The sequence below is a fragment of the Streptomyces sp. NPDC042336 genome, assembly GCF_055581985.1.
The window spans coordinates 23,701-46,762 of the sequence record NZ_JBVJEA010000019.1 but is presented as its reverse complement, the minus strand read 5'-3'; the positions used below and the strand labels follow the sequence as shown (position 1 = coordinate 46,762).

The following is a 23,062-nucleotide window of genomic DNA, read 5'->3' as shown; positions in this document are numbered from 1 at the left end:
CAATCAAGGTGGGCGCACGCAGCCCGCCTGCGGGGAGAGAGAGGCGCGGGCTCAGTCGGCAGAGACCGCTGTCGGCAGCTCGACCTTGGTGAGGTCGGCGCAGTACTTCAGCAGCCGGTCCTGCACTTGGGGCGACTGCGTCGCCGGGTGCGGACGGCGGGACTGTTGGTGGTGGAAGTAGCGGCCCGTGACCAGCGCCGCCGCGTCATCGCCAGCCGCCAGCCACACCTGAGTCACCGGAGCCAGCTGCAGGTCGTCGGTGGCGCTGTTCCCGCCCATCTTTGTCGGGACCCAGCCGGGGTCGACCGCGTTGGAGAGCGTGGTGGGCCACCGGCGCGCGACGGCGAAGGCGAGGGTGGTGACGTAGAACTTGGACTCCGAGTACGCCTGGGCTCCCTGCCACGGGCGCCGGGTCCACTGCGCATCACGCAGCTCGGTCTCGCCGCTGTGGTGCATGCCGGAGCTGAGGTAGACGAGTCGCTCGGGCGGTGTGATCAGCGCGGTGAGGAGGTAGGGGGCGAGAACGTTTACGGCGAAGACGTCGGACAGGCCGTCCTCGGTCTCCACGCGGCTGCGTCCGTAGTAGCCGACGCCGGCGTTGTGGATGACGGCGTCGAAGGGGCCGATGTCATTGACTTGACCGGCGATTTCACGGGTCTGGGTGATGCTGGAGAGGTCACCGACGGCGACACCGGCGTTGTCGGGGAGCGCGGCCTGCGCGTCGCGGGCCCTGGCGTCGTTGCGCGCGTGGAGTGCCACGGTGTGGCCTTGGTCGGAGAGGAGTTGGGCGGCCATCAGGCCAAGGCCGTCGGTCGAACCGGTGATGAAGATGCGGGCCACGGATCCTCCCTGATGGGTGTTGGGTGCGCGTCGGGGCGTGGCTCGCCCTACTGCTGGTCGCTGACGCGAGTGCTGGTGGTCACCTTGAGGGGGACCTCGAGCAGAGGGGTCAGCTGGTCGACGACACGGGTGACGTTCGGGTGGTCGGCGTGCTCGGCGATCGCTTCCGTCGAGGTCCAGCCGTCGATGATGAAGAAGGTGCCGGGCGTATCGGCTTGCTCGTACAGGTCGTAGTAGAGGCAGCCGGCTTCCGCGCGCGCTGGGCCGACGAGCTCCAGCAGGAGTTCCTTGACCTGTTCGCGGTTCGGAGCCTTCGCCCGTACCTCACAGATGATGTGGCGTTCTTGGGTTTTGGCACTCATGGGTCCTGCCTTCGTGGGGTGTGGGTGGAGCCGGTCACGGCGCCGGCGGATGGCATGACAGCCTTTCCCGGCAGGCGGCCGGTGCGGAGGAGACCGGCTACGGTGACGTGTTCGGTCCGGGACCGGGTCTGGCCGATGACCGTGGGGGACGACCGCCGGAAGGTCCTTCCGGCGGAGCCCGGCGATGCTCCTGGCTCTGGGTGAACCGAAGGAGACGCTGATGTTCAGTTCTGGCCGGCGTAGACGCGGGTCATGCCGCCGTCGACGATGAGGTCGATGCCGTTGATGTAGCTGCTGGCGTCGGAGGCCAGGAAGACGACGGCGTTGCCGATGTCCTCCGCCGTTCCGACGCGGCCGGCCGGGATCTCCTTGGCGACCCGCTCGACGTAGGCAGCGATGTCGGCGTCGCTGAGCTTCTGCTCATGTCCGTAGCCCTCGGTGGGCACGACGCCGGGGCTGACGGAGTTGACCCGGATCCGTCGGTCCTTGAGGTCGGTCGTCCAGCTGCGGGCGAGAGATCGCACCGCTGCCTTCGACGAGGCGTAGGCGGCGAAGCCGGGCAGGCCCATGTCTGCGGTGATCGATGCGTTGAGGATGATGGACGCGCCGTCGCCGAGGACGTCCAGCATGCTCTGCACCGTCAGGATGACGCCCTTGACGTTGATGCCCAGTTCGCTGTCGATCTGCTCTTCGGTGAGCTCGGCCAGCGGTGTCGCGTGCCCGCCGCCCGCGTTGGCGAAGACGATGTCGAGATGGCCGTGGCCCGCCTTGATGGTCTCGGCCACACCGAGCATGTCGCTCTTGCTCGATACGTCGGCCTGGATGCCCCGGGCGGATGGACCGAGCCGTTCGGCGGCGGCGTCGAGGACGTCTCGACGGCGGCCGGTGATGTAGACGAATGCGCCCTCTTCTATGAGGCGCTTGGCGGCGCCGAAACCGAGTCCGGTCGTGCCGCCGGTGACCAGAGCGACACGGCCCTGGAGTACGTGCTGTTCCATGAGTCTTTCCTTATGAGCGGGGTTCCCCTCCCCGGTGCAGCGCTCATGAGCGCTGCACCGGGGAGGAGGGTGGGTGTGCGTAGAGCCGGGCTCGGTTGAGGAACCGGCTTCTTTCTGCTGGTGCGGTGTCCTACCGGTTGATGGTGCTCTGCTGCTGTGCGGTGTACCGGTCACCCTTGATCTGCACCTCGGACAGGGCAGATTCGATGCGCTGCAGGTCCTGAGTGGTCAGCTCGACGTTGTCGGCGCCGATGTTCTCCTCCAGCCGGTGCAGCTTCGTGGTGCCCGGGATCGGGGTGATCCACGGCTTCTGCGCGAGGAGCCAGGCGATGGCGACCTGTGCCTGGGTGGCCTGCTTGGCCTCGGCGATGTCGCCGATCAGCGCGATCAGCGCGAGGTTGGCCTGGCGGGCTTCGTCCTCGAAACGCGGCAGGACGTTGCGGATGTCGTTCTCCGCGAACTTCGTGTCTTCCTTGATGGCACCGGTCAGGAAGCCCTTGCCGAGCGGACTGAACGGCACAAAGCCGATGCCGAGCTCTTCGAGGGTCGGCAGGATGACCTGCTCGGGCTCGCGCCACCACATCGAGTACTCGCTCTGCACGGCCGTGACCGGCTGCACCGCGTGGGCCCGGCGGATGATGTCCGCGCCAGCCTCCGACAGGCCGAAGTGCTTGACCTTGCCCTCTTGGATGAGCTCGCGGACGGTGCCCGCGACCTCCTCGATGGGGACGGCGGGGTCCACCCGGTGCTGGTAGAACAGGTCGATCCGGTCAGTCTGCATCCGCTGCAAGGACTGCTCGGCAACCAGGCGGATCCGCTCCGGGCGACTGTCCAGGCCGGCTGCGGAGTTGCCGTCCTTGAAGCCGAACTTCGTGGCGATGACGACCTGGTCCCGCACGGGGGCCAGAGCCTCGCCCACCAGCTTCTCGTTCGCTTCGCCGTAGGCTTCGGCGCTGTCGAACAGGGTCACACCGCGCTCGGCAGCCGCGCGGATCAGCTTGATCGCTTCACCGGTGTCGGCGGCGGCCCCGTAGCCGAAGGTCATGCCCATGCAGCCGAGTCCGATCGAGGACACTTCCAGGCCGCTGGTTCCCAGTTCACGCTTGTTCATGTCGTTTTTCCTCTCAAGTGGCCACCTGCGGCGTGGGGTGGCGCGCCGCGTGGTCATGGCCGTACATCCGGCTCTGTGGCATGCCGCAGAGCCCTTCGTGTTCCCTGACGTAGCAGGTCCTCGTGGTGGTGCTTCTCAGGCCGGGCCGTCGTCGTGGGCAAGGTCCATCCCCAGGGCGCGCGAGGCGTCCACCTGGGCCAGCAGTTCCGTGGCGTGGGCCTCGATCGAGGCGATGGCGTCGGCACCGGCCACGAACCGTACCGGCGGCTCCGCCTGGCCGGTGATCTTCAGCAGTACCTCGGCGAGCTTGGCCGGGTCACCGGCCTGCTGGCCGTTCATCGTCTTCCAGCCCGCGATCTGCGCCGCGGTGTTCTCGGCGTAGTCATCGACCGTCAGCTCCGGCCAGGTGGTGGAGGCTTCCACGAGCAGCTCGGTGCGGAAGAACCCCGGCTCCACCGTCGTGGTGCGGATCCCGAACGGCGCCACGTCCAGGTGCAGGGCCTCCATCCAGCCCTCCACGGCGAACTTCGACGTCGTATAGGCGGCGGTGAACTCCTGGCCGACCAGGCCGGCCAGCGACGAGATCGTCATGATGTGCCCGGCGCGCTGCTTGCGCATGACGGGCAACACGGCTCGGGTGACGTTCATCGGCCCGAACACGTTGGTCTCGATCTGCTGGCGCATCTGCTGGTCGGATACGACCTCGAAGTAGCCAGCGTAGAAGTTCGCCGCGTTGTTCACCAGGACGTCTATCCGCCCGAACCGGTCGACAGCCGCGGTGACCGCCGCGTCGGCGGTGGTGGGGTCGGTGAGGTCCAGGGCGGCGACCAGGAGGTTGTCGTGCTCGCCGCCCAGCGCCTTGAGGACGGTGTCGGGGCGGCGGCCGGTGGCCACCACCTGGTGCCCGTTTTCCAGCGCCTGGCGGGCGATGTCGACGCCCAGGCCGCGGCCTGCGCCGGTGATGAAGAAGACCTTGCTCATGGGACGGGTGCTCCGAACGGTGTTGGTGCGCGATTCAGCGGGAGTCGGGCTCCGACTCGACGATGTTCTTCAGCTGGGAGACCGCAGACATGGCGTTGGGCCATCCGGCGTAGAAAGCGATGTGGGTGATCGCCTCGACCAGCTCGTTCTTGGTGACCCCGTTCTCCAGGGCCTTGGGCAGGTGGAAGGCGAGCTGGTCGGCTCGGTAGAGCGCGACCAGGACGGAGACGGTGATCAGGCTGCGGTCCCGCTGGGACAGGCCCTCGCCTGCCCACACCTCACCGAACAGGACGTCGTCGGTCAGCCGCACCAGCTCGGGCGCGAAGTCACCGAGCATCTTCTGGACGGCGGTCTGTTTCTCAGCCATGGCGCACAACCTCTCGGGCGTGATGGAGCAAATGATGTGATCTGCCGGTTCGCACGGGGCACGGTGCGGCGGGTCCGGTGAACCGGAGGCCCTGTGAAAGCGGGGCAGTAACCATGCAACCGCGAACGGAGGGAATGAGGGAGCCTCTGCTGTGAGGGGTACTGGCAGGGACCCCCGCCCTCATTTCCGCAGGTCAGGGCGCTATGCCAGGAGGCAGTGCCGGGCGGCGAGGCCGCCCGGTTCCTGAAGGACGGGGCACTGCCGTGCCGGGTGGACCGGCGGCTCAGGCCAGGACCCGGTCGTCGGCCTCATCCTGCGAAGGCTCCTCGGCCAGCGCATCGGGAACGTCCGCTTCAGTGGTGTTCGTGCGGGTGGCGCGCAGGGCGGCCAGGATCAGCAGCGGGATCATGCCGAGGGCGGCCATGATCAGGCCGACGGTCTCCGGGCCCCTCACACCGAGTGAAGAGTCCAAGGCACTGCCCGCGAGCCAGGTGCCGACGGCGATGCCGACGTTGAATCCCGACACGGTCAGCGCGGCGGCGAGACCGGGGGCGGAGTGCCCGAACCGCACGGCCAGCGGCGTCGCGATCGACGTGACCGCCATGCCGGTCAGGCCCAGCAGCACCACCAGAACGACGGTCGCGGGAACGCTCGTGGACAACGGGATCAGCAGGAGCATGACGAGCCCGGAGCCGGCGGCAATGGTCAGGAACGTGGTCAGCGGCCTGCGGTCACCGAAGCGTCCCCCCAGGTTCGTGCCCAGCAGCGCGCCGATACCGAAGCCGACCAGGACCAGCGGTACGACGCCCTCGGACAGTCCGGTCCGCTCCGTGAGCAGCGGCGAGATATAGCTGTAGGCGGCCAGGAATCCGCCGGAGACGAGCGCGGTCGCGGCCAGCACGAGCCACATCCGCCCGTGCCGCAGTACACCGAGCTGGGACCTTACGGAGGGTGCTTCGCGGTGTTCCTCGACGGGGATGAACCGGACGATCACCACGGCGACGATCGCGGCCAGGACGGTAAGCGCCCAGAAGGTGCCGCGCCAGCCGATCGATTGGCCGACGAACGAGCCCAGCGGGACACCGGCCACGATGGCCAGGCCCATGCCGCTCATCATCACGCCCATGGCGCGGGACGCGGCGGCCGGTCCCGCGGCGGAGGTGGCGACGACGGAGGCGACCGACAAGAACGCGCCAGTGGCCAGCGCGGTCAGGACTCGGGCCGCGAGCACGACGGTGAACGACGAGCTGAGCGCCGCGATCATGTGGCCGGCGGCGAACGTGCCCAGCGCCAGGACCAGAGTCGACCTGCGGGGCAGACGCAGCGTGGCGAGCGAGATCGTGGGCCCGCCGACGATCATGCCGATGGCGAAGGCCGTGATGAGCAGACCAGCCTGGGAAACGCTGACGCCCAGGTCGGAGGCCATGTCAGGCAGGATGCCCGCGATGATGAACTCCGTCGTGCTCATCAGGAATGTGCCCAGGGCCAGCAGCGGGACGACGAAGGGCAGCTTGGAGGATGCGGATTCTGGTCGCAGAGGGGACATGCGGAAACAGCCTTTGCTGTACGGGTGGATGGCAGCGGGACCAGCAGAAGCGGTCGCCGGCTCGAACCCCGAAACGCGGGGCGACCACCATGCAACCGCGATTCCCCACAACGAGGGAGCCTCCGCTGTGAGGGGCCCTCGCAGGGACCCCCAGCTGCGCATCCTGGGCCGCCGAAAGGCGCTGGCTCCCGGCCGCAGGATGCGGCCGGGAGCCAGGAAGTCAAGCAGACGGCAAGGGTCAGCTTTCGGAGTTCGCCTCGGTGTCTAGCGGTGCCTCGGACGGCGCGGACCAACTGGCGAGCAGCTTCAGTGCGTCCTCGGCAGCCGTTCCCGGGGCAGCGCTGTACGCGGCGATGATGAGCCCGCTGTCGCCCGGCAGATCCATCGACTCATGGTCCAGCTCCAGATCTCCGACGAGAGGATGGTTGAACCGCTTCCTGCCCTCGCGGAAGACATGCACGTCATGGGCACCCCACAGCACCCGGAAGGCGTCGCTGCGGGTCGACAGCTCACCGATCAGGTTCGACAGCTCCCGGTCATAGGGGTTCTTACCCGCCTCTATCCGCAGCGCACCGACCGCGCCCCGGGCGATGCGCTCCCAGTCGGTGTAGAACCGCCTCGCGGCCGGGCTGAGGAACACGAACCGAGCCGTATTCGCACCGCACGCCGGGTCGGCGTACATCTCCGAGTACAAAGCCCGCCCGAGCGGATTGCAGACCAGGATGTCGAACCGGTTGTTCTGCACGAACGCCGGCAGCCCCGGCATCCCCTCCACGATCCGCGCCACGCTCGGTCGCACACCCGTCCGGACCGGCTGACGCTTGGCCCGCGCCGGCGGCGTGTTCGCAGCCCGGGCCAGATCGTCCAGGTGACGGCGCTCGGTGTCGTCGAGCCGCAGAGCCTGCGCAAGCGCGTCCAGCACCCCCTCGGACACCCCGCCGAGATTCCCGCGCTCCAGCCGGGTGTAGTACTCCACACTCACCCCGGCCAACATCGCGACCTCACTCCGCCGCAAACCACTCACCCGGCGATTTCCGTACGAAGGCAGGCCGACCTCCTCGGGTGTGATCTTGTCACGGCGAGACCTGAGGAAAGCACGCACTTCAGCCTGATTGTCCATAGACCCAGGCTAGGCACGAGCACCCGAAACTGAGAGACCCTGCCAGTACCCCCACCAGCAGTAACCCCGGCTTGCCGCTACCCGACCTGACCACAACACAGCGTTACGGAAGCAAGATCCGCTAACTGCTGCGCTCGTCCGCCAAGTAAAAATCTCGGTCGCAGTGCTGGTAGGCGGCCGGGTCGGGTTTGCAGACCTGGAGCCGGGCCGAGTAAAAGGCGTGGGTCATCAAGCGGCGCCACGGGCGGCGGTCGAGGACATCGCTGAGGTGGCGGGGTGCGTTCGACAGCAAAACCAGCGGCAGCCCGGACTCGTGGGCCTGGTGGAGAACATCGATGACGTGATCGTCGATGGACGTCCACATGTCGGTATCGGCGTCGCGGAGTCCACGCAGCCTGCGGGCGCCGGGGTGGTGGTCGAGGACCGTGGCCCGGTACGCGAGGTCGCTGAGGCGGCCTGCCTCGTAGGCGGTGCGGGCGGTCCAGAAGGCGTGCTGGAAGGCGGGGAGGTCGTCCTCGGGCCACAGGGCGGTGCGGGCCAGGCGGAGCCACTGGTCGGTGGTGGGTCGCAGGCCGATGACGCCGTTGTAGTCGAGGATGACGGCGTCCAGGCCCGCGTGGGCAGTGGTGGGTGTTAAGGGGTGGTGTTCTCCAGGGCGCGGTGGGCGAGGGCGGCGACGGCGGCTGCGAGGAGGGCGGGCAGCAGCAAGGCCGTGGGCAGGGTGGTGGCGCTGGCCAGGGCTCCGATGAGGGCCGGGCCGGCGAGGAGGCCGAGGTAGCCGGTGGCGGTGACCGTGGCCACGGCCTTGGCGCCTCCGGCGCCGGCCGCGGTGATGAGCGAGGGGACGGTGGTGGACAGGCCGAGTCCGAAGACCGCCCAGCCCGTCAGCGCCAGTGGGGTGCTGTTCCCGATGACGCCGATGGTGAGTCCGGCCGTGGCGAGAAGGGCTCCGGCCCGTACGACTGTCGGGGCGCCGAAGGCAGCGGTGAGCCGGTCACCGGTCAGCCGTCCGGCCGCCATGGCCGCGCTGTACAGCGCGAACGCGGTGGCGCTCGCGGCCGTCGGGGCGCCCAGGGTGTGCAGGTGCACGGCGGCCCAGTCAGCGGCGGCTCCCTCGCCCAGCAGGCTCGCAGCGGCCAGCGCGGCCAGAAGCCAGAGCTTCCCCGGCGACGAAAGCAGGGGCAGCTTCCCGGCGCCAGCGCGCATTGCGGGTCGCTCTGCGCCGCTCAGGCTTCGGGTGACCGGCACCGCTGCGACAGCGGCCCCGGCCAGGAGGGCGCCTGTTGCGGTGAAGAGTGTGCTGTGCGGGGCCTGGGCGGTGAGGGCGGCCAGGGCGGCGCCGGCGAGGGCGCCGAGGGAGTATGCGGCGTGAAGACCAGACATGATGGGCCGGCCGAAGGCGTTCTGGCAGCGGACGGCCGCAGTGTTGGCGGCTACATCGAGGACGCCGTGCGCGAGACCGAACGCGAGAGCCGCCGCCAGCAACGCGGACAGGCTCTCGCCTTGCCCCACCAGGACGAGGCACCCGGCCAGGGCGATGGACCCACTGGTGAGCTGGGCTGGTAGCCGCGCCGGGCGGGCGTAGCGGCCTCCGAGCTGCAGTCCAGCGACCATGCCGACGGCGGCGGCCAGCAGGACCAGGGCCAGCCCTGCGGTGCCGAGGTGGGCAGCCTGCTGCACGGCGGGCATCCGGGCGCCCCACACCGCCATGATGGCCCCCAGGCCGAGGAAATAGCCGGTCAGCAATGCCCGGCTATGCCGGTCAGCCACAGACACCGCGTTCACGCCGCAGCGCTACGGGGGCCGGAGGTCCGGTCGAGGACCGCGGTGACGGCACGAGCAGCCTGGTCGGCGCGTGCACGCGCCTGCTGGCCGGTGGTGGCGGTGGTGATGAGGTAGCCGATCCGGCCGGTGTACAGGTTTCCTCCGTCGGCGGGGAGGAGGAGCTGGTCACCGGGGCGGCACTGGTAGTGCAGCCGGTCCAGCCACGTCGGGCGGGGCCCGTCGTAGGTGAGGTGGGTGAGGGTGCCGGAGGTGTCCGGATAGAGGAGCCGGATGGCGGCGGCCGAGGACCTGGTGGGCGTGAGGTCGGGGGTGCGGTCGCAGGCGATGTCGGCGGCGGCACGGACCAGGTCGATGCCGGTGGCGAGACGCACGAGGTGGCCGATCATGTCTCCGGCCAGGCGAGCGTTGACCTCGATGAGGCGGGGCCTGCCGTCGACGAGGCGCATCTCTATGTGGCTGACGCCGTCGGTGATGCCGAGGGCGTTGATCGCCGCCCGGGCGGCCGGCGCGACGGTCTCCCGGAGCGGGTCGTCGGCGTCCACACTGTGGGCCAGCTGCTCGAAGTGCGGCGGAGGGCTGATGGTCTTGCGGTTGACCGCCACCACCGTGGTGGCGCCGCGGTAGGTGACACACTCCACGGAGATCTCCGGCCCGTCGAGGAACTCCTCGACGAGGACGCTGGTGCTCTCGGTGCCCTGACCGGCCGTCCGTTCGGCCGCCCGGTAGGCGGCCGTGAGCTGGTCGCGGTCATCGACGCGGAGCACGCCGATGGCACCCGCGTGTGAGGCAGGCTTCAGCACTACGGGATAGCCGATCCGGTCGGCGGCGGCTTCGGCCTCCTGCCGGGTACGCACGCTCACCGAAGCGGCCGAGGGCACGCCGTGGCGGGCAAACAGCGACCGAGCGGTGGCCTTGTTGCGGCACCCCTGCATCACTTCGGGCGAGGTGGTGGACAAGCCGAGCTGGCGGGCGAGTCGGGCGGTCGGGACCACACTCCACTCGTCCCAGGTCATGACACCGGCGAGGTCGTGGCGTGCGGCCAGGGCCCGGCCCCCCGCCAACAGCGCGGCAGGATCGCTGAGGTCCACGACGGCGTGATCGGTGATGTGCGGCTTCTCCCACGAGGGTTCGGTGCCGGTGAGCAGCACGACTCTGTAGGCGTCGGCGACCTGCTCAAGGCAGTAGCCGCGGTAGTTCTCATCTCCGGGAGCGACGACAAGTACAACAGGGCGAGCGGGCAAGAGGGAATTCTCCGTATCAAGGGACGGCAGGGCAGGGAAAAGGGGGTGTCTCAGGCGGCGCGGCGCCGGCGCAGCTCGAACGCGTGGGACCAGTGGGGGTGGTCGTCGATGAGGCGACGGGCGTAGAGAGCGGTGAAGTTGTTGTTCAGCCCGGCGACGCCGTACGGGAGTTGGCGTCGCAGGTCTTCGAAGAGGTCCTTGAGGCTGATCCGGGTGGCGCCGGCGGCCAGGCGGCGGGCGGCCATGCGTTCGAGGGATCGGTACACGTGCGGGTTGCGGGCGTCGAAGGCGTGGAACTGCTCGGTGATGGTGCGGCCGGTCGCTCGGTGCGACCCGAGGGCGGCGATGGTCATAGGGGTCCTCCACGGGCGGGACAGCCGGGTCAGGCGCGCAGGGCAGGGTCGGTGCGCAGGCGGGCGAAGGCGCAGAACAGGCCGAGGGTTTGCAGGGCGGCACAGGCGGTGATGACGTGGCCCAGCGCGTCGGGCGGGGTGAGCGCGGTGAGCACGCCGGCGAGGGGGAAGGGCAGCAGGAGGATGAGGATGGTGGCCGACAGGGTGCTGCCGAATGCCTCCGGGGGGATCAGGCGGGAGCGCAGGGTGCGCAGGACGACCGCCAAGCCGCCATCGGCTGCCATCAGGACCGCGACCATGACCAGGTAGGACAGGTAGTCGGGGGCCAGGGCGGCTGCGAGACAGGCGAGCGAAGCGATGACGGAGCAGGCGACTCCCACCGGCCACAGGTCCAGGCGGTCCAACGCGAACCGACAGACGGTGACGGCCACCAAAGTGGCCGCCGCTGCGGCGGACCACACCAGGCCGACGGCCGTGGTGGACTGCCCGAAGTGCTGGACGACGATCACCGGACCGGCTGCCTGGAGAAGGCCGATAGACAGGTTGGACAGGGTCAGCCCGGCCACCAACCAGCCGAGCGCGGGGAGCGCGCGGATGGTGCGCCACCCGGTGACGAGCCCGGCGCCGGGCCGCCCCTTCGGCGCGCGGGCCGGGGCCACGGGTGAGGGCGGTGTGCGCAGGGCGAGCAGCGCGGCAAGCAGCGAGAGCACGGTGACCACCGCGAGCATCGACGGCGGCCCGGCGAGCAGCAGCACGCCGGCGAGCGCCGGTCCGGCCAAGGTCGCCGTCTGGTCGATGCCGAGCAGGGCAGCCTGGACACGGTGAGCCCGAGGCCCCGCTCGCCGGCCGGCGGCGGCACCTGCAGTCTCGACGGCGATGTAGCTGAACTCAGTGAGCACACCGGTCGCCGCCGCCAGCACCATCACCGTCACGCTCGCCGCAGCACCGGACGGGTAGAGGTACAGCAGGACAGCGCCGGCGGCGAGAGCCAGCGCCCGGCCCAGGGAGGCGAGGTGGAAGACCACCGCGGCGCCGCGTCGGTCGACGATCGACCCGGCCCACCCGAACGCTGCCAGCCGCGGGATCCACTCCAGCGCGAAGGCTGCCCCTGTCAGCACGGCGGAGCCCGTCGTGGCCAGAACGAGCAACGGGATGCCGTAGGTGGACATCGCGAATGCCAACGCGTCCGCCGTGCGCGGCAGGTAAATGCTGCTCATCAGCCCGGCCGTGTGGCGTGCGTGCCGGGGTGTGACCGCTGCGCTCACGCGGCCCGCTCGGGCTCGGCCCTGGCCACCTGGGGGTTGCTGGCCAGCCACTGGATCAGGAGCGTTCGGACGCGCGCTAGGTCCGCCTCAGCCTCCGCGCTGATCGGGTGCGCGTCGGGCAGGGGTGCGGGGCGGTCGGCGTTCCCGGGGGTGAGTGAGGGTGCCAGCAGGCCGAGAACGTGCTGGATGCGGCTGCTGAACTCGCAGACGGCGGCGGGGGCCGAGTGACGCCGCGCCCACCGGGCTAGCGCGTCGTACAAGTCGGCCAGTTCCATCCCGGAGTCCGTGAGTTCCAGACCGGTGCCGGGCGCGACCCGGACGAGGCCGTGGGCACGGGCCGTGTCGGATGCACTGCGCAGTTGGTGCGCGGAAAGGTCGGGCAGGGTGCCGGCGAGCCGTCGCGGCGGTATGGCGCCGTTGTCGTCGATCTCGGTGACCAGACGGATCAAGGAGCGTGAGGCCAGCAGGTCGATGACCTGGCGCGCTTCGGTAGGGGGGAAGGAAGTGCTCATCGGCGCGGGCCTCCCGCCGGGATGGCTGCCGTCGGGCGGCCGGTGGCAGCGTGCGAGAAGAGGTCGCGGTGGTGCCACACCGGGGACGACCCAACCGCCCGAGCAGGTGGAAGCGCCACGGGCGCCGGCCGTGACGGGCTGCTGACCCACGGCCTCGGCGCGCTCTTGGCCTGCGGCTGCCCCCAGACGGGGTGGCTGGCTGCCTGGTCGAGGGGTTGCCCGGCGGACCAGGCGGACAGCGTGCCGAGGACGGGGCCCAGGGCGTCGCCGGCGGCGGACAGCCGGTAGGGCCGGCCGTTTCCCTCGGTATCGGCCAGACCGTCGGCAACGAGCTGGCGCAACGGCGGATAGATGTTGGTCCAGTCGCTGCTGGGCATCACGATCCGGGCCAGAACCCGGCCACTGACCTCCTTACGCGACTTGAGCACCCACAGGATGGCGGCAGCATGGCGCCGGGTGAGCAGGGTGAGGCTGTCCTCGATCTGCTCGATCGCGGCCAGCGGGCGCTCCGCCTTCTCCAGGTGCTCTTCGGCCCAGGTGACGATCATCGGCAGGATCGGCAGCAGGGCAGTGGCTCGCTCGGTGTGGCCGTAGGTGACGTGCCGTGCGGTGTGTTCGGTGCGCTCGACGAGACCGGCGTCGCACAACGACTTCAACTTGGGGTGGAGCTGGCCGTTCTGCAGCCAGGACACCTTGGCCGCCAACTCGCTGTAGCGCAGCGGCGGGCCGGAGAGGGCCAGCAGGATCCTCACGTTCCAGCGCGGGGTGATCATGGCGAGGGCCTCGGTGACCCGGGTGATGTCGGCGTCGGCATCGGGGGGCAGAGCGGTGATGGCCAAGGGAGGAACTCCTGGGTGAAAGAAGGGGGAATCGCCTGGGGGTCGGGTCAGCGGCTGTGCGCCGCGCTCTGCGCCATAAGGGGCGCGGCCGGAGCAGGCGGCGCGGGAGTCGGAGAGGCAGACGTCGGGGCCGGGACGCGGGCCAGGCTCTGCAGGACGGCTGCGACCGATGTGGCCTGGGCCTCGCGGACGGCGACGGCTTCGGCGAGCCGGCGGGTGCCGTCGAGGAGGTGGGACACCTCGTGCGGGCCGATCTGCCGCTCGGGGTGGACCAGCCGGGCCAGCTGGTCGCGGTGGAAGTCGATGCTGCGCTCGGCCAGGGCGAGGGCGCCGTGCATGCCGAGCAGGGCGGACAGCATGCCGGGGGGCTGGTCCTGTGCATGGGCTTCGAGGTCGGCGAGCGGTGCGCCGTACAGGTCCTCGATCCGTTCGGCTATGTCGGTGGACGTGAGGTGGGGCAATCGGGGGCTTTCACGGTCGGCGGGCCCGGGCCGCCCCGGCACGCTGAGGTGCCGGGGCGGCAGACGGAGGCAGGGTGGCGGTGGCCCTGAGCTGTGCCGTGCGAGCGGGCCGGGTTTGCTTTGCAGGCGGGGGCATGGTGCGCAGCAGCTCGCCGAGGGCGGCGCGGTAGCCGTCGCGGGCCTCCAGTGCCGCTTCCAGCCACTGCGCGTCGAAGCGGAGCTTGTCCGCCGACAGTTCGCCCATGTCCCGCTCGGGATCCATGTCGGCGTGGACGCGGTCACGGACGCGGGCGACCTGCTCCTCAGTGAGCGCCAGGAACGAGCGCAGCTCCAGAGCACGGGCGAGCGCAGGCGAGGCATCGTGGCCGGCAGCAGCCTCGTACAGCTCGGGTACCGGGTTCCCGAAGACCTTCTGCAGGTCGGTGTCCATGGTGCTGGCCTTGTCCCGGCTCATCGGGCGGACCTCGCTGGCCGCCACGCCGACGCCGGTGCGAGTGTCCCTGCCGGCCGGTTGGGGGCGCTGGTCTGCACCGCCGGGCCGCTTCGGGGCCGGAGGCGGGCCAGGCGCTCTGCGGCGAGGTCCTTCTTTCCCGGGGCGTCCGGGTCGAGGAGCCACCGCACGACCATGGCCCGGCCGTCGCGGGTGGTGACGGCGGCGTTCACCCGATGGGCGAGGCCCATCGTCGGGTCGTCGACCTCGCTGGGCTGGGTCTCAAGGGCGGCGAGGAGGTCGTCCTCTGCGCGCTCCAGCACGGACTGGGCCTCGACGAGAAGGCCGTGCCACTTGACGACGTCGGTGGCGTCGGGGTTCGCGGTCGGAGCGGCGGCGACCGCGGCCTTCAACTGGTCCATGCCCATGTCGAAGCGGGCCTCGATCCGTTCGGTGAGCACGCCCACGACATCCGCAGACTCATCGGATATGCCGTCGGTCAAAAGGAATCTCCTGTTCTGGATGGGCCGGTGCCTGCGGAATGTGAGGGGCGGCCGTACTCGGTGCCCCCGCCGCTGGTCGGGACGTGCTGGATCCGGTCAGTCAGTCCAGACACATGCGGACGTCGCGGTAGACGTAGGTGCCGGAGACCCAGCCCTTGACGCCGGTCGTCTTGTCCGTGATGTAGAGCCAGTTGCCGCTCTTCTTGGACACGCTGAACTTGTGGCTCTTGTAGAGCACACCGAGCGCGGTGGACTTCGAGCTGGCCTTGGACCGGATGGTCACGGCCTTGGTGTGCACCGCGTACGGGAGCGGCGGCAGGTTGTGGCAGCTCACGGCAGGGGTGGCGGTTGCTGCGGTGGGTACGGTCGCGGCGCTGGCGGGCGTGGCGGACAGCGCCGGCAGCGCGAGCGTGCCGAGCATCGCCGCGGATATGGCGATTCGGGTGGAGCGCATGCGGAAGAAACCTCCGTGAAGGCACAGGGAATGCGGGGAAAGTGCCGCGGGAGTTGTCCCGGCGGCTGTATAAGAGTCCGGAGAATCGGCGGTTTGGCTAACCGGCGATCGTCGGCTATGTTGCGCCGCCCGCGACTGGAACAGCGCTCAGCGAGAGCGGCCGGGCGGGTGTGGGGCAGGGGCCTTCGCTACACCTGCCGGGCGGCTGGGGGTGGCTGCCGGGCGGACCGGCGGGAGCGGCCCGGCCTTGCCGGTGAGGCGGTCGTCGCACCACTGCAGGGCCTCACCGGCCGTGTCGAAGCCGCCCTCCCGCAAGGTGTGCGTCCACGTCTCGGTATCGACCTCCTCGACCACCACGCGGAACGGGCTGGGGACTTGCTCGTCCTGTGCACGCAGTACCACGACGATGACCATGTCGTCCGGGTCGTCGCTGGTGTAGGAGTAGCCCATGGCGTAGTGGTCACCGTCGCCGACGAGGCGTCGCTCCAGTGCTCGCGTGGCCTCGTCCGCCGGTGGCGGGCCCAGTTCGGGGTGGAGGCCGATGGCGTCGGGCGGGCAGCTGCGGTGGATGAGCCAGGACTGCGCCATCGCAGACAGCGGCAGCTGAGCGTGCTCGAAGCTGAACATGCGCTTCTCGTGGTCCCGTTGCAGATGCACGGCGAGCACCTGGGGCATGCCGGGGCGTCCCCAGGTGGCGGTGCGGTCGAACAGCACGTAGTAGCTGTTCGGGCCGTCGTGGTGTTCGGCGAGGGGGACGAGCATGTCCTCGTGGACAGCGACCTTGCGGTAGAAATCGAGGTACCTCTCCTCGTCGGAGTCGAGGTCGTCCAGCTCGAAGTCGACGTGGGGGATGGTCTTCCGGGCCGGCGCCGGTTCGGTGGGGGACAACAAGAGCCTTTCGGTGGATCGGTGCAGTTCAGCGCCGCTTCGCTGGAGTGGACGGCAGGGCACCGGGGCGAGCCGGGCTCGTCGGCGCATGCGTTGCAGGAGTCCGGCGGGCGTCCAGCAGTGCGGCTCGTCCGGCGTCGGTGAGGGAGACGGGCTGGCCGGCGTGCACAGGGTGGCTGGTGTCCCGGACGGTGAGGCCGGCGCGTTCCAGCTGCTGCATCTGGGGATAGGGGATGCGGGTGCCGGAGGAGGCGGTCACGGACAGTCGGCCCGTCAGCAGGTGTTCGTGGAGCTTGGCACCGCCGGCGATGGCGAGCAGTGCCGCCCGGTCGTCGGTCGAGAGTCGTCCTTCGTCGGGCGTCGATGCTGCGGCGGCGGCCTCGATGGGCTCCAGGGCGGCGAGCACCTCTTGGGCGGCGGCGTCGCGCGCGTTGGCGGCTTCCTCCAGCTGGTCCACGGTGCGGTCGATGCGTACGAAGAGGGCACCGTCGACAGGGAACTCACCGCTCGTGAGACGGTTGAGCAGCTTGAGGTAGAAGGTGACGCCGATCTGGGCGTTGGCCAGGGTGCGGTGCCGGTCGACCAGCTGGGTGTGTGGCTCGTCGAAGGCGCCGCGGTCGCGGTAGGTCCACAGGGTGTCGATGTCGTGGCCGGTGACCGCTTCGAGGCGGTGGTCGAGCTGCGTGACCGCACGCCGGGTGGGTGTCGGCGCGGGTTGAGGGGGCATGGGCGACGCTCCGTGCGTTCAGCGGGTGGGATGGTGCGCGGGGTTGGGTGCGGGACGGGGCAGGCCCGGCAGTGCGGCAGGCGGCGGACCGGGCCGGGGCTTGGGAGGACGGGTGGTCAGCTGCGGGGAACGCGAGCGGGCCGCGTGCGTCCGAGCGCTCAGCGGCCGGCGGGTCATCCCCAGGCGGCGGCCGACCTCGTCGTAGACGTCGTTGCCCGCACGCGGCCGTACCGCGACGACGTGAATCTCCTTGGGGTGGGCGGAATCCGCGGGCGCCGGGCGGACGCCGTAAACGACGCGCCAGTCCTTGCGGCGGTCCACGAACAGCTTCCGGAATCCCTCCAGGTCGCCGTCGAGGCGCTTTCCGAAGCGCTGGGCGTTCACGACTTCCTGCAGGTAGGCGAGGGTGAGGTCGCGGATATCGCTGGGGGCCTGAAGGAGATCGGTCAGCGCGCGAGGGTCGAAGCTCAGTCCGAAGGCGGGCTGTCCCGCTCCCGCGGTCATGACGTCGGCTCGCCCGGCTCGGCAGTGCCGGTGCCATCCGCCGTGGCCGCCGTCTCGGTGCGCACGGACGGCGGCGGGCCGGGCAGGAGACGGTGCGCGGGCCGGTCGGGGGAGGTCATGCAGGCCGACAGCGGTCCACCCGGCGCGCGGATCGCGGCGACGGCGTGGGTGAGGAAGTCTCGGTGCCACACGAACAGGCCGGAGAGCCCGGCTTCAGGATCCTTGTGCTGCTGGTAGGCGAGCCACAGGGCGTGGAGCCAGGCCACGACGTCGTCGTGTTCCTGCCACTGCAGGCACCAAGGTGCTGCGGTAGTGACCTCCGCTCCGTAGACCGGGAGGAAGAAGTCGTCGACCCAGTCCGAGAGGGCGTCGAGTTCGTCTTCCCGTTCCTCCCCGTCGAGTTCCAGGATCGGGCGGGGCTCCGGCGGAGCGGCGGCCGGAGGCCCGCCGAGTCCCGGCATGCCGAACGCGGCGAACGGTGATCCGCTCGGCGCCGGCGCGGATGCGAGGTGGTCGAGCTGCTGAGCCTGTTGCGCCGACTGCTCCATGAGCCGCCGCACGCTCGCCTCGATTCCCTCCAACTGCGGATCCGGAATACGAACCGGCTCCAACTCCCCATCGTCAGACGGCCTTGCGGATTCAGACATTGAAAGTTCAGCCTCCTACGAGACACGGGTTGGGAGAAAGGCGAAGCGTCCTTGCACGGACCGGGCAGTGAAATTGCACGTCCGCTCCGGCGGTGCTCCGCCGGCGGCTCAGCAGGGAGCCGGTTGCGTTGGCGGCAGGAGAGGACGCGGCTCAGGTTGCGAGAACCACGTCGTCCTTGGTGAGGGTGGCGCGGATCGTCTCGGTGAGCCGGTCGGCCGCGATCGACGCGTAGTGCTCGGTCTTCTCCACGCCGATGAAGTCCCGGCCTTCCAGCAGGGCGGCGACGCCCGTGGAGCCGGAGCCGGCGCAGAAGTCGAGGACCGTGCCGCCTTCGGGGCTGATCTTGACCAGCTCGCGCATCACCTCGACCGGCTTCTGCGTGATGTGATGGCGCTTGGACCCCGAGGGCTGCGAAGCCGAGTACATACCCGGTAGGTAGACCGGGTTCCGGGAGCCGTCGATCGGCCCCTTGGACGCCCAGACGATGAATTCGCAGTTCTGGGTGAACCGGCCCTTCTGGGGCCTGGCCTGCGGCTTGTGCCAGGCCAGCACACCCCGCCACAGCCACCCGGCCGCCTGGATCGCGTCCGTCGTCGTGGGGAGCTGGCGCCAGTCGGTGAACAGCAGCGCGGTCCCGCCGGTCTTCGTCAGCCGGTGCGCTTCGGTCATGATCTGCGTCAGCCAGAAGCCGTAGGAGCGCTGGTCCATGTTCTCGCCGGTGAAGTCGGCAAGGTCGTTCTTGGCATCGGCGGAGGTGTACTTCTGCTTCGCGGAGCGGGTGGTGCGCTCCTTCGCGGTCCGGCCGCCGCTGTTGTACGGCGGGTCGGTGATGACGGAGTCGACGCAGCCGTCCGGTAGGCCGGAGAGAACGGCCAGAGCGTCGCCCTGGTGCAGGGAAAAAGGCAAAGAGGAACCCCTATTCGGGTGCGGAAATCGCGGAGGGAAACCCCGCCTCACACAAGCGTCCTCGCGGGCCGGAACCGGGCATACAGAAGCCCGTGGCCGCAGACCGAGGAGGGCGAGGGGGAGTCAAAAAACTGTAGAGGCGAATCCGCCGACGACCAAGAAACCCTTACCGATGTACCGGTTTCCGGCACCTCACGCCGAGCTTTTTGGTCAACCGCCGATCCGCACCTACTGTTTTTGAACCGCCCGGCGCACACCGCCGCTGGCTACATCCTCGCCACACCTCACGGAGATACCCCTGCCCTGGCACACCTAGCTCACAGCACGGCCGCGCGGAGCGAGCGGCAACTCCCCCGCACCGGCCCGCCTCCGATCGCCCACCCCGGCTGCCGCGCCCTTCCACCACGCCTCGCGAACGCGACACGCCGGACACCACATCCCGAAGGACTCGTTCATGACGTCTGACCACCCATCCATGCCCGAACCCGCTGACCGGCGAGCGGTCCGCTCGGGTTGAAGGCACTCGCCGCCGGCATCGGCGTCGTCTTCCTCTCCCCGATCCTGCTCGCCGGCACCGGCATGATGCTCGCCTCCTCCGCCGAAGCCGTACAGAGCAGCAGCTCCTTCAGCAACTGCCTGACCGACATCGACAGCGACAAGGTCGCCGAGCAGGTCACCAAGATCCTCGACGGCGCGTCCGGCAAGGACGTTGACATTGAGGGCCTGGACCTGCCCGCCGAGCAGGTCCCCAACGCGGCGACGATCGTGGCCGCCGGCCTCTCGCTCGACGTTCCTAAGAAGGGACAGATCATCGCGCTCGCCACGGCGATGCAGGAGAGCCGGCTGCGCAACCTGGGCTACGGGGATCGCGACTCCCTCGGTCTCTTCCAGCAGCGTCCGTCCCAGGGGTGGGGCAGCGCCCAGCAGATCCGCGACCCAACCTACGCGAGCGAGCAGTTCTACAAGCACCTGCTCAAGGTGGACGGCTGGCAGCAGATGACCGTCACCCAGGCCGCGCAAGCCGTGCAGAAATCCGGCCTGCCGGACGCGTACGCGCAGTGGGAGAACCTGGCCACCGCGCTGCAGGCCGCCATCGTCAAGACCTTCCCCGGCGCCGGGGATGCCACGGATGACAAGGACGAGAAGCCGTCGACCAGTACGACCGGCTGCGCGCCGGGCCAGGACGGTTCCGGCTTCGGCCGCATCCCCGAAGGGAGCGTCCCCAAGGGCTACTCGATCCCCAAGGACGCCGACCCGAAGGCCCGTAAGGCCATCGAGTGGGCGATGCACCAGCTCGGCACGCTCTACCAGTGGGGCGGATCCTGCACCAACGCGCACGGCCCCGACCCCATGGGCCGCTGCGACTGCTCCAGCCTGATGCAGCAGGCGTACGCCCATGCTGGCATCACGCTCACCCGCACCACATACACGCAGGTCAACGAAGGCAAGGCTGTCTCGCCCGCTCACCTCAAGCCCGGCGACCTGATCTTCAGCCGCGGTACCGCCGCACGGCCTGAGCACGTCGGCATGTACATGGGCGAGGGCCTCGTGATCGAGGCGCCACGCACCACCAAGCCGGTGCGGATCACCCCGATCAAGGACTGGGACATTCTCGCCGTCCGCCGCGTCCTCTGACGCCGCCCCGCCCGGTGTCAGCCCGGGCGGGCCGGGCTGACGCGGCCACTTCCGTGCCCTTCGCTCGCCTCTCCCTCCGCTTTCACCTTCCCGTTGGGCCTCGCCGGGCCCGCGTATGCAAGGAGCCTCGCACCACCTATGTCCGTCCCTCTCGCAGACCGCGTCATCCAGCTCGCCTACGACCCAGGAATCACGCCCAAAGGCGGCGGGCTGCCTGGCCTCGCCGTGCTGAAGAACGTGGTCAACAGCATCAACATGTTCGGGATCATCGCCGTCGTCGGCGCCCTCGCCGTCTCGCTAGGCGTATGGGCCTGGGGCCACCACACCGGTGGACACCAGGCCGAGGCCAACGGGAAGAAGGGCGCCGTCGTCGCCGCCGGCGCCGCCCTCGGTCTGGGTGCCGCGAACGGCATCGTGGCCTTCTTCTCCGGCCTGGGATCGCAGGTCCACTGATGCGGAAACGCTTCCCCTCCTCTTCGCTGTCCTCGTACGGCTCGGGCTGGTCGACGAACCAGCGCATCGCGATCGGCGCCACCGTTGTCGCCGTTCTACTTGCCCTCGCCGGGGTCGTTGCCCTGCTGACCGGTGGTGGCAACAGCCAGCAGACTCCCGATGCCGCGCCACCGGCTCCCACGGGCGGCCCGTCCCACTCCGAGGCTGCTCCCAAGCCTTCCTCCGGGTCCGGGTCGGTGCCCAAGCCGCCGCAGATCGCCGAGCCGGTCGCCTACGCCAAGGCAGCGGCCCAGATGCTCTGGTCCTACGACACCCGCGACACCAGCCGCGACCAGCAACTCGCCGGCATGCGCGCCTGGATGACCACCGAGACCAAGTACGCCGACTGGACCTCGGTCGCAGGCCAGGTCCCCGACCCCGTGCTGTGGTCACGGATGTCCGACCAGGACCAGCACGCCACCGCCCACATCACCGAAGGCCACTACCCCGGCGCGTTCAAACAGGCGCTGGCCGAGGATCCGTCCGCGATCACCGAGGCGTACATCTACGTCGTCACCGTCAACGGCAAGCAGACCCTCAGCTGGAAGAAGGGCGGCGGCGGAGCCGAGGAACACGCCGTGACCCTGGCCGTCCAGTGCCGCCCGAACCACAACTGCACCCTGGCCGCCATCGCACCGAGCGTCACGCAGTGACCCGCGCCTGAGACACGAAAGGAGGAGTAACTCCTCGTGGGTTTCTGTGATTTCCCCCTGGCGGACAAACTGTGCGCCGTCGGCGACGCGGTGGACTTCGCCTCGGACCCGGGCAAAGCCATCGGTGACTGGATGGCGAAGTCCGCCGGTGAACTGGCAGCCGCCGCAGCCGACCTGGCCGCCGAAGCCGTCAACACCACCACCAAGGTCGATCTGAACGCCGGGTGGTTCCGCGACAACTACGAAATGCTGTTGCCGCTGGGCCTGTTCCTGCTGGTCGCCACCTTCTGCGCGCAACTGGTCCGGGCCGCCATCAGACGCGACGGGCAAGCCCTTACCCAAGCATTCACGGGCACCGCGTCCGGAGTCCTGTTCGCCTTCTGCGCCATCGCCCTGACCACAGTCGCCATCGAGGTCGTGGACGCCGTCAGCGACGGCCTGTTCAAAGCCGCACACCTGAACATCGAATCGGCCGTGCGCCGCGTGGTGAAGGTCAGCCAAATCGGGGCGCTGTCCGGTCTCGGCTGGCTCGTCCCGGTCGTCACCGGACTCGGCGCCGCCATCGGCGCCTTCCTCTACTGGTGCGTGATGATGGTCCGCAAGGTCGGCATCCTCGTCATGGTCACCCTCGCGGTCTTCGCCTCCGCTGGCGGCGGCTGGGAAGTCGCCCGGCGCTGGCGCAAGGGCTGGATCGAAGCCACCGCCACCCTCGTCGTCTCCAAGCTCCTGATGACCGTCATCTTCGTCCTCGGTATCGCCGCCATGGGCAAGACCGAAGCCAATGACGGCATCGCCGCGCTCGCCGACGTCATGTCCGGCATCGTGATCATGGTCCTGGTGCTGCTGTGCCCGTACGCCGTCTTCAAATTCGTGCACTGGGCAGCCGACGGCACCGACGGCGAGTCCATCCACCGTGCCGGTGGCGCCGGAGCACAGATCGCCAAGGCCCACGCCGAGAAGGCCGCCCGCAAGGCCGCCGCAGCCGCAGCCACCGCCGGAACCGGTGGCGCCGCAGCCGGAGCAGGTGGCGCTGCCGCCATGGGGAGTGCCGCACCGCAAGGCCCCGACGGCGGCGGATTCCCCGGCGACATCGCCACCGACCCGACCGGCGGCGAAGGCAAGGACGGTTCGCAGGGCGGTGGTACGGGAGGCTCGCCCGGCGGCGATGCCGTCAAGTCCGGCCTGGAGAGGGCCGTCCAGCCCGCGCCGACCAGCGTGTCCGACGACACCAGCGGCCAGGTGGGAGGCAGCCCCGGACCCGGCGGATCCGGCGCAAATGCCGCGTCCGGCCAGGGCGGCGGATGGCAGACCACTCCGCCGACAACGACACCGCCTCCACAGGGCGCACCCCCGTCCTCCGGCTCACAGGACGCCGCGTCGAGCGGGTCGGCACCGCCGCCGCCTCCGACCGGCCTCTGACCCCTGCCCGACGTCCGGGGGC

General features: G+C 69.9%; 27 protein-coding genes and 1 pseudogene. 4 read left to right on the top strand and 24 right to left on the bottom strand.

The annotated features are described in order from the left end of the window. Positions 1-51: 51 nt before the first annotated feature. The 24 genes and pseudogenes from ACZ6IM_RS31140 to ACZ6IM_RS31025 all read right to left on the bottom strand — a co-directional run bounded on the left by ACZ6IM_RS31140 (position 52) and on the right by ACZ6IM_RS31025 (position 18,841). A complete protein-coding gene (locus tag ACZ6IM_RS31140) occupies positions 52-840 on the bottom strand; it encodes an SDR family NAD(P)-dependent oxidoreductase (RefSeq protein WP_332056899.1) in 789 nt (262 codons plus the stop codon). Between the two features lie 47 nt (positions 841-887). Further along, positions 888-1,202: a putative quinol monooxygenase gene (locus ACZ6IM_RS31135; protein ID WP_469561031.1), complete on the bottom strand. Its 315-nt coding sequence runs from the start codon at positions 1,200-1,202 to the stop codon at positions 888-890. A gap of 224 nt (positions 1,203-1,426) precedes the next feature. After that, the gene (locus ACZ6IM_RS31130) at positions 1,427-2,200 is read right to left on the bottom strand and encodes an SDR family oxidoreductase (protein ID WP_332056898.1); all 774 of its coding nucleotides are present in this window, start codon (positions 2,198-2,200) and stop codon (positions 1,427-1,429) included. A 130-nt stretch (positions 2,201-2,330) separates the two neighbouring features. Beyond that, on the bottom strand, positions 2,331-3,311 hold the full coding sequence (locus tag ACZ6IM_RS31125; protein WP_469561189.1) for an aldo/keto reductase: 981 nt from the start codon (positions 3,309-3,311) through the stop codon (positions 2,331-2,333). Between the two features lie 135 nt (positions 3,312-3,446). Next, complete coding sequence (locus ACZ6IM_RS31120) at positions 3,447-4,292, bottom strand: SDR family oxidoreductase (RefSeq protein ID WP_332056896.1); 846 nt, start codon at positions 4,290-4,292, stop codon at positions 3,447-3,449. 34 nt (positions 4,293-4,326) lie between these two features. Beyond that, on the bottom strand, positions 4,327-4,659 hold the full coding sequence (locus tag ACZ6IM_RS31115) for a carboxymuconolactone decarboxylase family protein (RefSeq protein WP_469561026.1): 333 nt from the start codon (positions 4,657-4,659) through the stop codon (positions 4,327-4,329). A gap of 283 nt (positions 4,660-4,942) precedes the next feature. Further along, entirely contained in the window at positions 4,943-6,205 is a 1,263-nt protein-coding gene (locus ACZ6IM_RS31110) for an MFS transporter (protein ID WP_469561023.1), read from the bottom strand. Positions 6,206-6,443: 238 nt separating this feature from the next. After that, positions 6,444-7,325 (bottom strand): helix-turn-helix transcriptional regulator, encoded by an 882-nt coding sequence (locus ACZ6IM_RS31105; RefSeq protein WP_184761986.1) that lies wholly within the window; start codon positions 7,323-7,325, stop codon positions 6,444-6,446. A gap of 163 nt (positions 7,326-7,488) precedes the next feature. Continuing rightward, positions 7,489-7,935 (bottom strand): annotated as a pseudogene (locus tag ACZ6IM_RS31100) (HAD family hydrolase); the annotation flags it as partial. Positions 7,936-7,958: 23 nt separating this feature from the next. Then, complete coding sequence (locus tag ACZ6IM_RS31095) at positions 7,959-9,110, bottom strand: MFS transporter (RefSeq protein ID WP_469561020.1); 1,152 nt, start codon at positions 9,108-9,110, stop codon at positions 7,959-7,961. Next, entirely contained in the window at positions 9,107-10,351 is a 1,245-nt protein-coding gene (locus ACZ6IM_RS31090; RefSeq protein WP_360557685.1) for an ATP-grasp domain-containing protein, read from the bottom strand. Before ACZ6IM_RS31090 ends, ACZ6IM_RS31095 begins: the two co-directional genes overlap by 4 nt. Positions 10,352-10,401: 50 nt before the next feature. After that, the gene (locus ACZ6IM_RS31085) at positions 10,402-10,704 is read right to left on the bottom strand and encodes a hypothetical protein (protein ID WP_054100383.1); all 303 of its coding nucleotides are present in this window, start codon (positions 10,702-10,704) and stop codon (positions 10,402-10,404) included. Positions 10,705-10,733: 29 nt separating this feature from the next. After that, on the bottom strand, positions 10,734-11,921 hold the full coding sequence (locus tag ACZ6IM_RS31080) for an MFS transporter (protein ID WP_469561016.1): 1,188 nt from the start codon (positions 11,919-11,921) through the stop codon (positions 10,734-10,736). Between the two features lie 44 nt (positions 11,922-11,965). Further along, complete coding sequence (locus ACZ6IM_RS31075) at positions 11,966-12,481, bottom strand: regulator (RefSeq protein ID WP_469561013.1); 516 nt, start codon at positions 12,479-12,481, stop codon at positions 11,966-11,968. Then, a complete protein-coding gene (locus ACZ6IM_RS31070) occupies positions 12,478-13,320 on the bottom strand; it encodes a winged helix-turn-helix transcriptional regulator (RefSeq protein WP_469561010.1) in 843 nt (280 codons plus the stop codon). Before ACZ6IM_RS31070 ends, ACZ6IM_RS31075 begins: the two co-directional genes overlap by 4 nt. A gap of 47 nt (positions 13,321-13,367) precedes the next feature. Next, the gene (locus tag ACZ6IM_RS31065; protein WP_385859602.1) at positions 13,368-13,781 is read right to left on the bottom strand and encodes a hypothetical protein; all 414 of its coding nucleotides are present in this window, start codon (positions 13,779-13,781) and stop codon (positions 13,368-13,370) included. Between the two features lie 10 nt (positions 13,782-13,791). Beyond that, positions 13,792-14,235 (bottom strand): hypothetical protein, encoded by a 444-nt coding sequence (locus tag ACZ6IM_RS31060; protein WP_127433478.1) that lies wholly within the window; start codon positions 14,233-14,235, stop codon positions 13,792-13,794. Further along, positions 14,232-14,714 (bottom strand): hypothetical protein, encoded by a 483-nt coding sequence (locus ACZ6IM_RS31055; RefSeq protein ID WP_127433479.1) that lies wholly within the window; start codon positions 14,712-14,714, stop codon positions 14,232-14,234. Before ACZ6IM_RS31055 ends, ACZ6IM_RS31060 begins: the two co-directional genes overlap by 4 nt. Before the next feature lie 100 nt (positions 14,715-14,814). Then, the gene (locus ACZ6IM_RS31050) at positions 14,815-15,135 is read right to left on the bottom strand and encodes an SH3 domain-containing protein (protein ID WP_179342577.1); all 321 of its coding nucleotides are present in this window, start codon (positions 15,133-15,135) and stop codon (positions 14,815-14,817) included. 180 nt (positions 15,136-15,315) lie between these two features. Then, a complete protein-coding gene (locus tag ACZ6IM_RS31045; RefSeq protein WP_469561007.1) occupies positions 15,316-16,059 on the bottom strand; it encodes a hypothetical protein in 744 nt (247 codons plus the stop codon). A 25-nt stretch (positions 16,060-16,084) separates the two neighbouring features. Then, positions 16,085-16,783: a hypothetical protein gene (locus ACZ6IM_RS31040; protein WP_469561005.1), complete on the bottom strand. Its 699-nt coding sequence runs from the start codon at positions 16,781-16,783 to the stop codon at positions 16,085-16,087. An 18-nt stretch (positions 16,784-16,801) separates the two neighbouring features. Further along, the gene (locus tag ACZ6IM_RS31035) at positions 16,802-17,287 is read right to left on the bottom strand and encodes a hypothetical protein (RefSeq protein WP_469561002.1); all 486 of its coding nucleotides are present in this window, start codon (positions 17,285-17,287) and stop codon (positions 16,802-16,804) included. Further along, complete coding sequence (locus ACZ6IM_RS31030; RefSeq protein WP_054100682.1) at positions 17,284-17,835, bottom strand: DUF4913 domain-containing protein; 552 nt, start codon at positions 17,833-17,835, stop codon at positions 17,284-17,286. Before ACZ6IM_RS31030 ends, ACZ6IM_RS31035 begins: the two co-directional genes overlap by 4 nt. 250 nt (positions 17,836-18,085) lie before the next feature. Then, entirely contained in the window at positions 18,086-18,841 is a 756-nt protein-coding gene (locus ACZ6IM_RS31025; protein WP_469561000.1) for a DNA-methyltransferase, read from the bottom strand. Positions 18,842-19,354: 513 nt separating this feature from the next. Here ACZ6IM_RS31025 and ACZ6IM_RS31020 point away from each other — a divergent pair. The 4 genes from ACZ6IM_RS31020 to ACZ6IM_RS31005 all read left to right on the top strand — a co-directional run bounded on the left by ACZ6IM_RS31020 (position 19,355) and on the right by ACZ6IM_RS31005 (position 23,040). Next, positions 19,355-20,476 (top strand): C40 family peptidase, encoded by a 1,122-nt coding sequence (locus tag ACZ6IM_RS31020; RefSeq protein WP_333934332.1) that lies wholly within the window; start codon positions 19,355-19,357, stop codon positions 20,474-20,476. Positions 20,477-20,614: 138 nt separating this feature from the next. Further along, the gene (locus ACZ6IM_RS31015) at positions 20,615-20,929 is read left to right on the top strand and encodes a DUF6112 family protein (RefSeq protein WP_054100372.1); all 315 of its coding nucleotides are present in this window, start codon (positions 20,615-20,617) and stop codon (positions 20,927-20,929) included. After that, on the top strand, positions 20,929-21,621 hold the full coding sequence (locus ACZ6IM_RS31010; RefSeq protein WP_469560995.1) for a hypothetical protein: 693 nt from the start codon (positions 20,929-20,931) through the stop codon (positions 21,619-21,621). The genes ACZ6IM_RS31015 and ACZ6IM_RS31010 overlap by 1 nt, the downstream gene beginning before the upstream one ends. Before the next feature lie 36 nt (positions 21,622-21,657). Next, positions 21,658-23,040 (top strand): SCO6881 family protein, encoded by a 1,383-nt coding sequence (locus ACZ6IM_RS31005; RefSeq protein WP_469560992.1) that lies wholly within the window; start codon positions 21,658-21,660, stop codon positions 23,038-23,040. Positions 23,041-23,062: the final 22 nt, after the last annotated feature.

Bases quoted from the DNA above. Each gene is read 5' to 3' on its own strand.
- ACZ6IM_RS31135 (WP_469561031.1), bottom strand. From the start codon at position 1,202: ATGAGTGCCAAAACCCAAGAACGCCACATCATCTGTGAGGTACGGGCG.
- ACZ6IM_RS31010 (WP_469560995.1), top strand. From the start codon at position 20,929: ATGCGGAAACGCTTCCCCTCCTCTTCGCTGTCCTCGTACGGCTCGGGC.
- ACZ6IM_RS31050 (WP_179342577.1), bottom strand. From the start codon at position 15,135: ATGCTCGGCACGCTCGCGCTGCCGGCGCTGTCCGCCACGCCCGCCAGC.
- ACZ6IM_RS31120 (WP_332056896.1), bottom strand. From the start codon at position 4,292: ATGAGCAAGGTCTTCTTCATCACCGGCGCAGGCCGCGGCCTGGGCGTC.
- ACZ6IM_RS31115 (WP_469561026.1), bottom strand. From the start codon at position 4,659: ATGGCTGAGAAACAGACCGCCGTCCAGAAGATGCTCGGTGACTTCGCG.
- ACZ6IM_RS31075 (WP_469561013.1), bottom strand. From the start codon at position 12,481: ATGAGCACTTCCTTCCCCCCTACCGAAGCGCGCCAGGTCATCGACCTG.
- ACZ6IM_RS31080 (WP_469561016.1), bottom strand. From the start codon at position 11,921: ATGAGCAGCATTTACCTGCCGCGCACGGCGGACGCGTTGGCATTCGCG.
- ACZ6IM_RS31015 (WP_054100372.1), top strand. From the start codon at position 20,615: ATGTCCGTCCCTCTCGCAGACCGCGTCATCCAGCTCGCCTACGACCCA.
- ACZ6IM_RS31130 (WP_332056898.1), bottom strand. From the start codon at position 2,200: ATGGAACAGCACGTACTCCAGGGCCGTGTCGCTCTGGTCACCGGCGGC.
- ACZ6IM_RS31085 (WP_054100383.1), bottom strand. From the start codon at position 10,704: ATGACCATCGCCGCCCTCGGGTCGCACCGAGCGACCGGCCGCACCATC.
- ACZ6IM_RS31040 (WP_469561005.1), bottom strand. From the start codon at position 16,783: ATGCCCCCTCAACCCGCGCCGACACCCACCCGGCGTGCGGTCACGCAG.
- ACZ6IM_RS31125 (WP_469561189.1), bottom strand. From the start codon at position 3,311: ATGAACAAGCGTGAACTGGGAACCAGCGGCCTGGAAGTGTCCTCGATC.
- ACZ6IM_RS31035 (WP_469561002.1), bottom strand. From the start codon at position 17,287: ATGACCGCGGGAGCGGGACAGCCCGCCTTCGGACTGAGCTTCGACCCT.
- ACZ6IM_RS31060 (WP_127433478.1), bottom strand. From the start codon at position 14,235: ATGAGCCGGGACAAGGCCAGCACCATGGACACCGACCTGCAGAAGGTC.
- ACZ6IM_RS31110 (WP_469561023.1), bottom strand. From the start codon at position 6,205: ATGTCCCCTCTGCGACCAGAATCCGCATCCTCCAAGCTGCCCTTCGTC.
- ACZ6IM_RS31105 (WP_184761986.1), bottom strand. From the start codon at position 7,325: ATGGACAATCAGGCTGAAGTGCGTGCTTTCCTCAGGTCTCGCCGTGAC.
- ACZ6IM_RS31030 (WP_054100682.1), bottom strand. From the start codon at position 17,835: ATGGAGCAGTCGGCGCAACAGGCTCAGCAGCTCGACCACCTCGCATCC.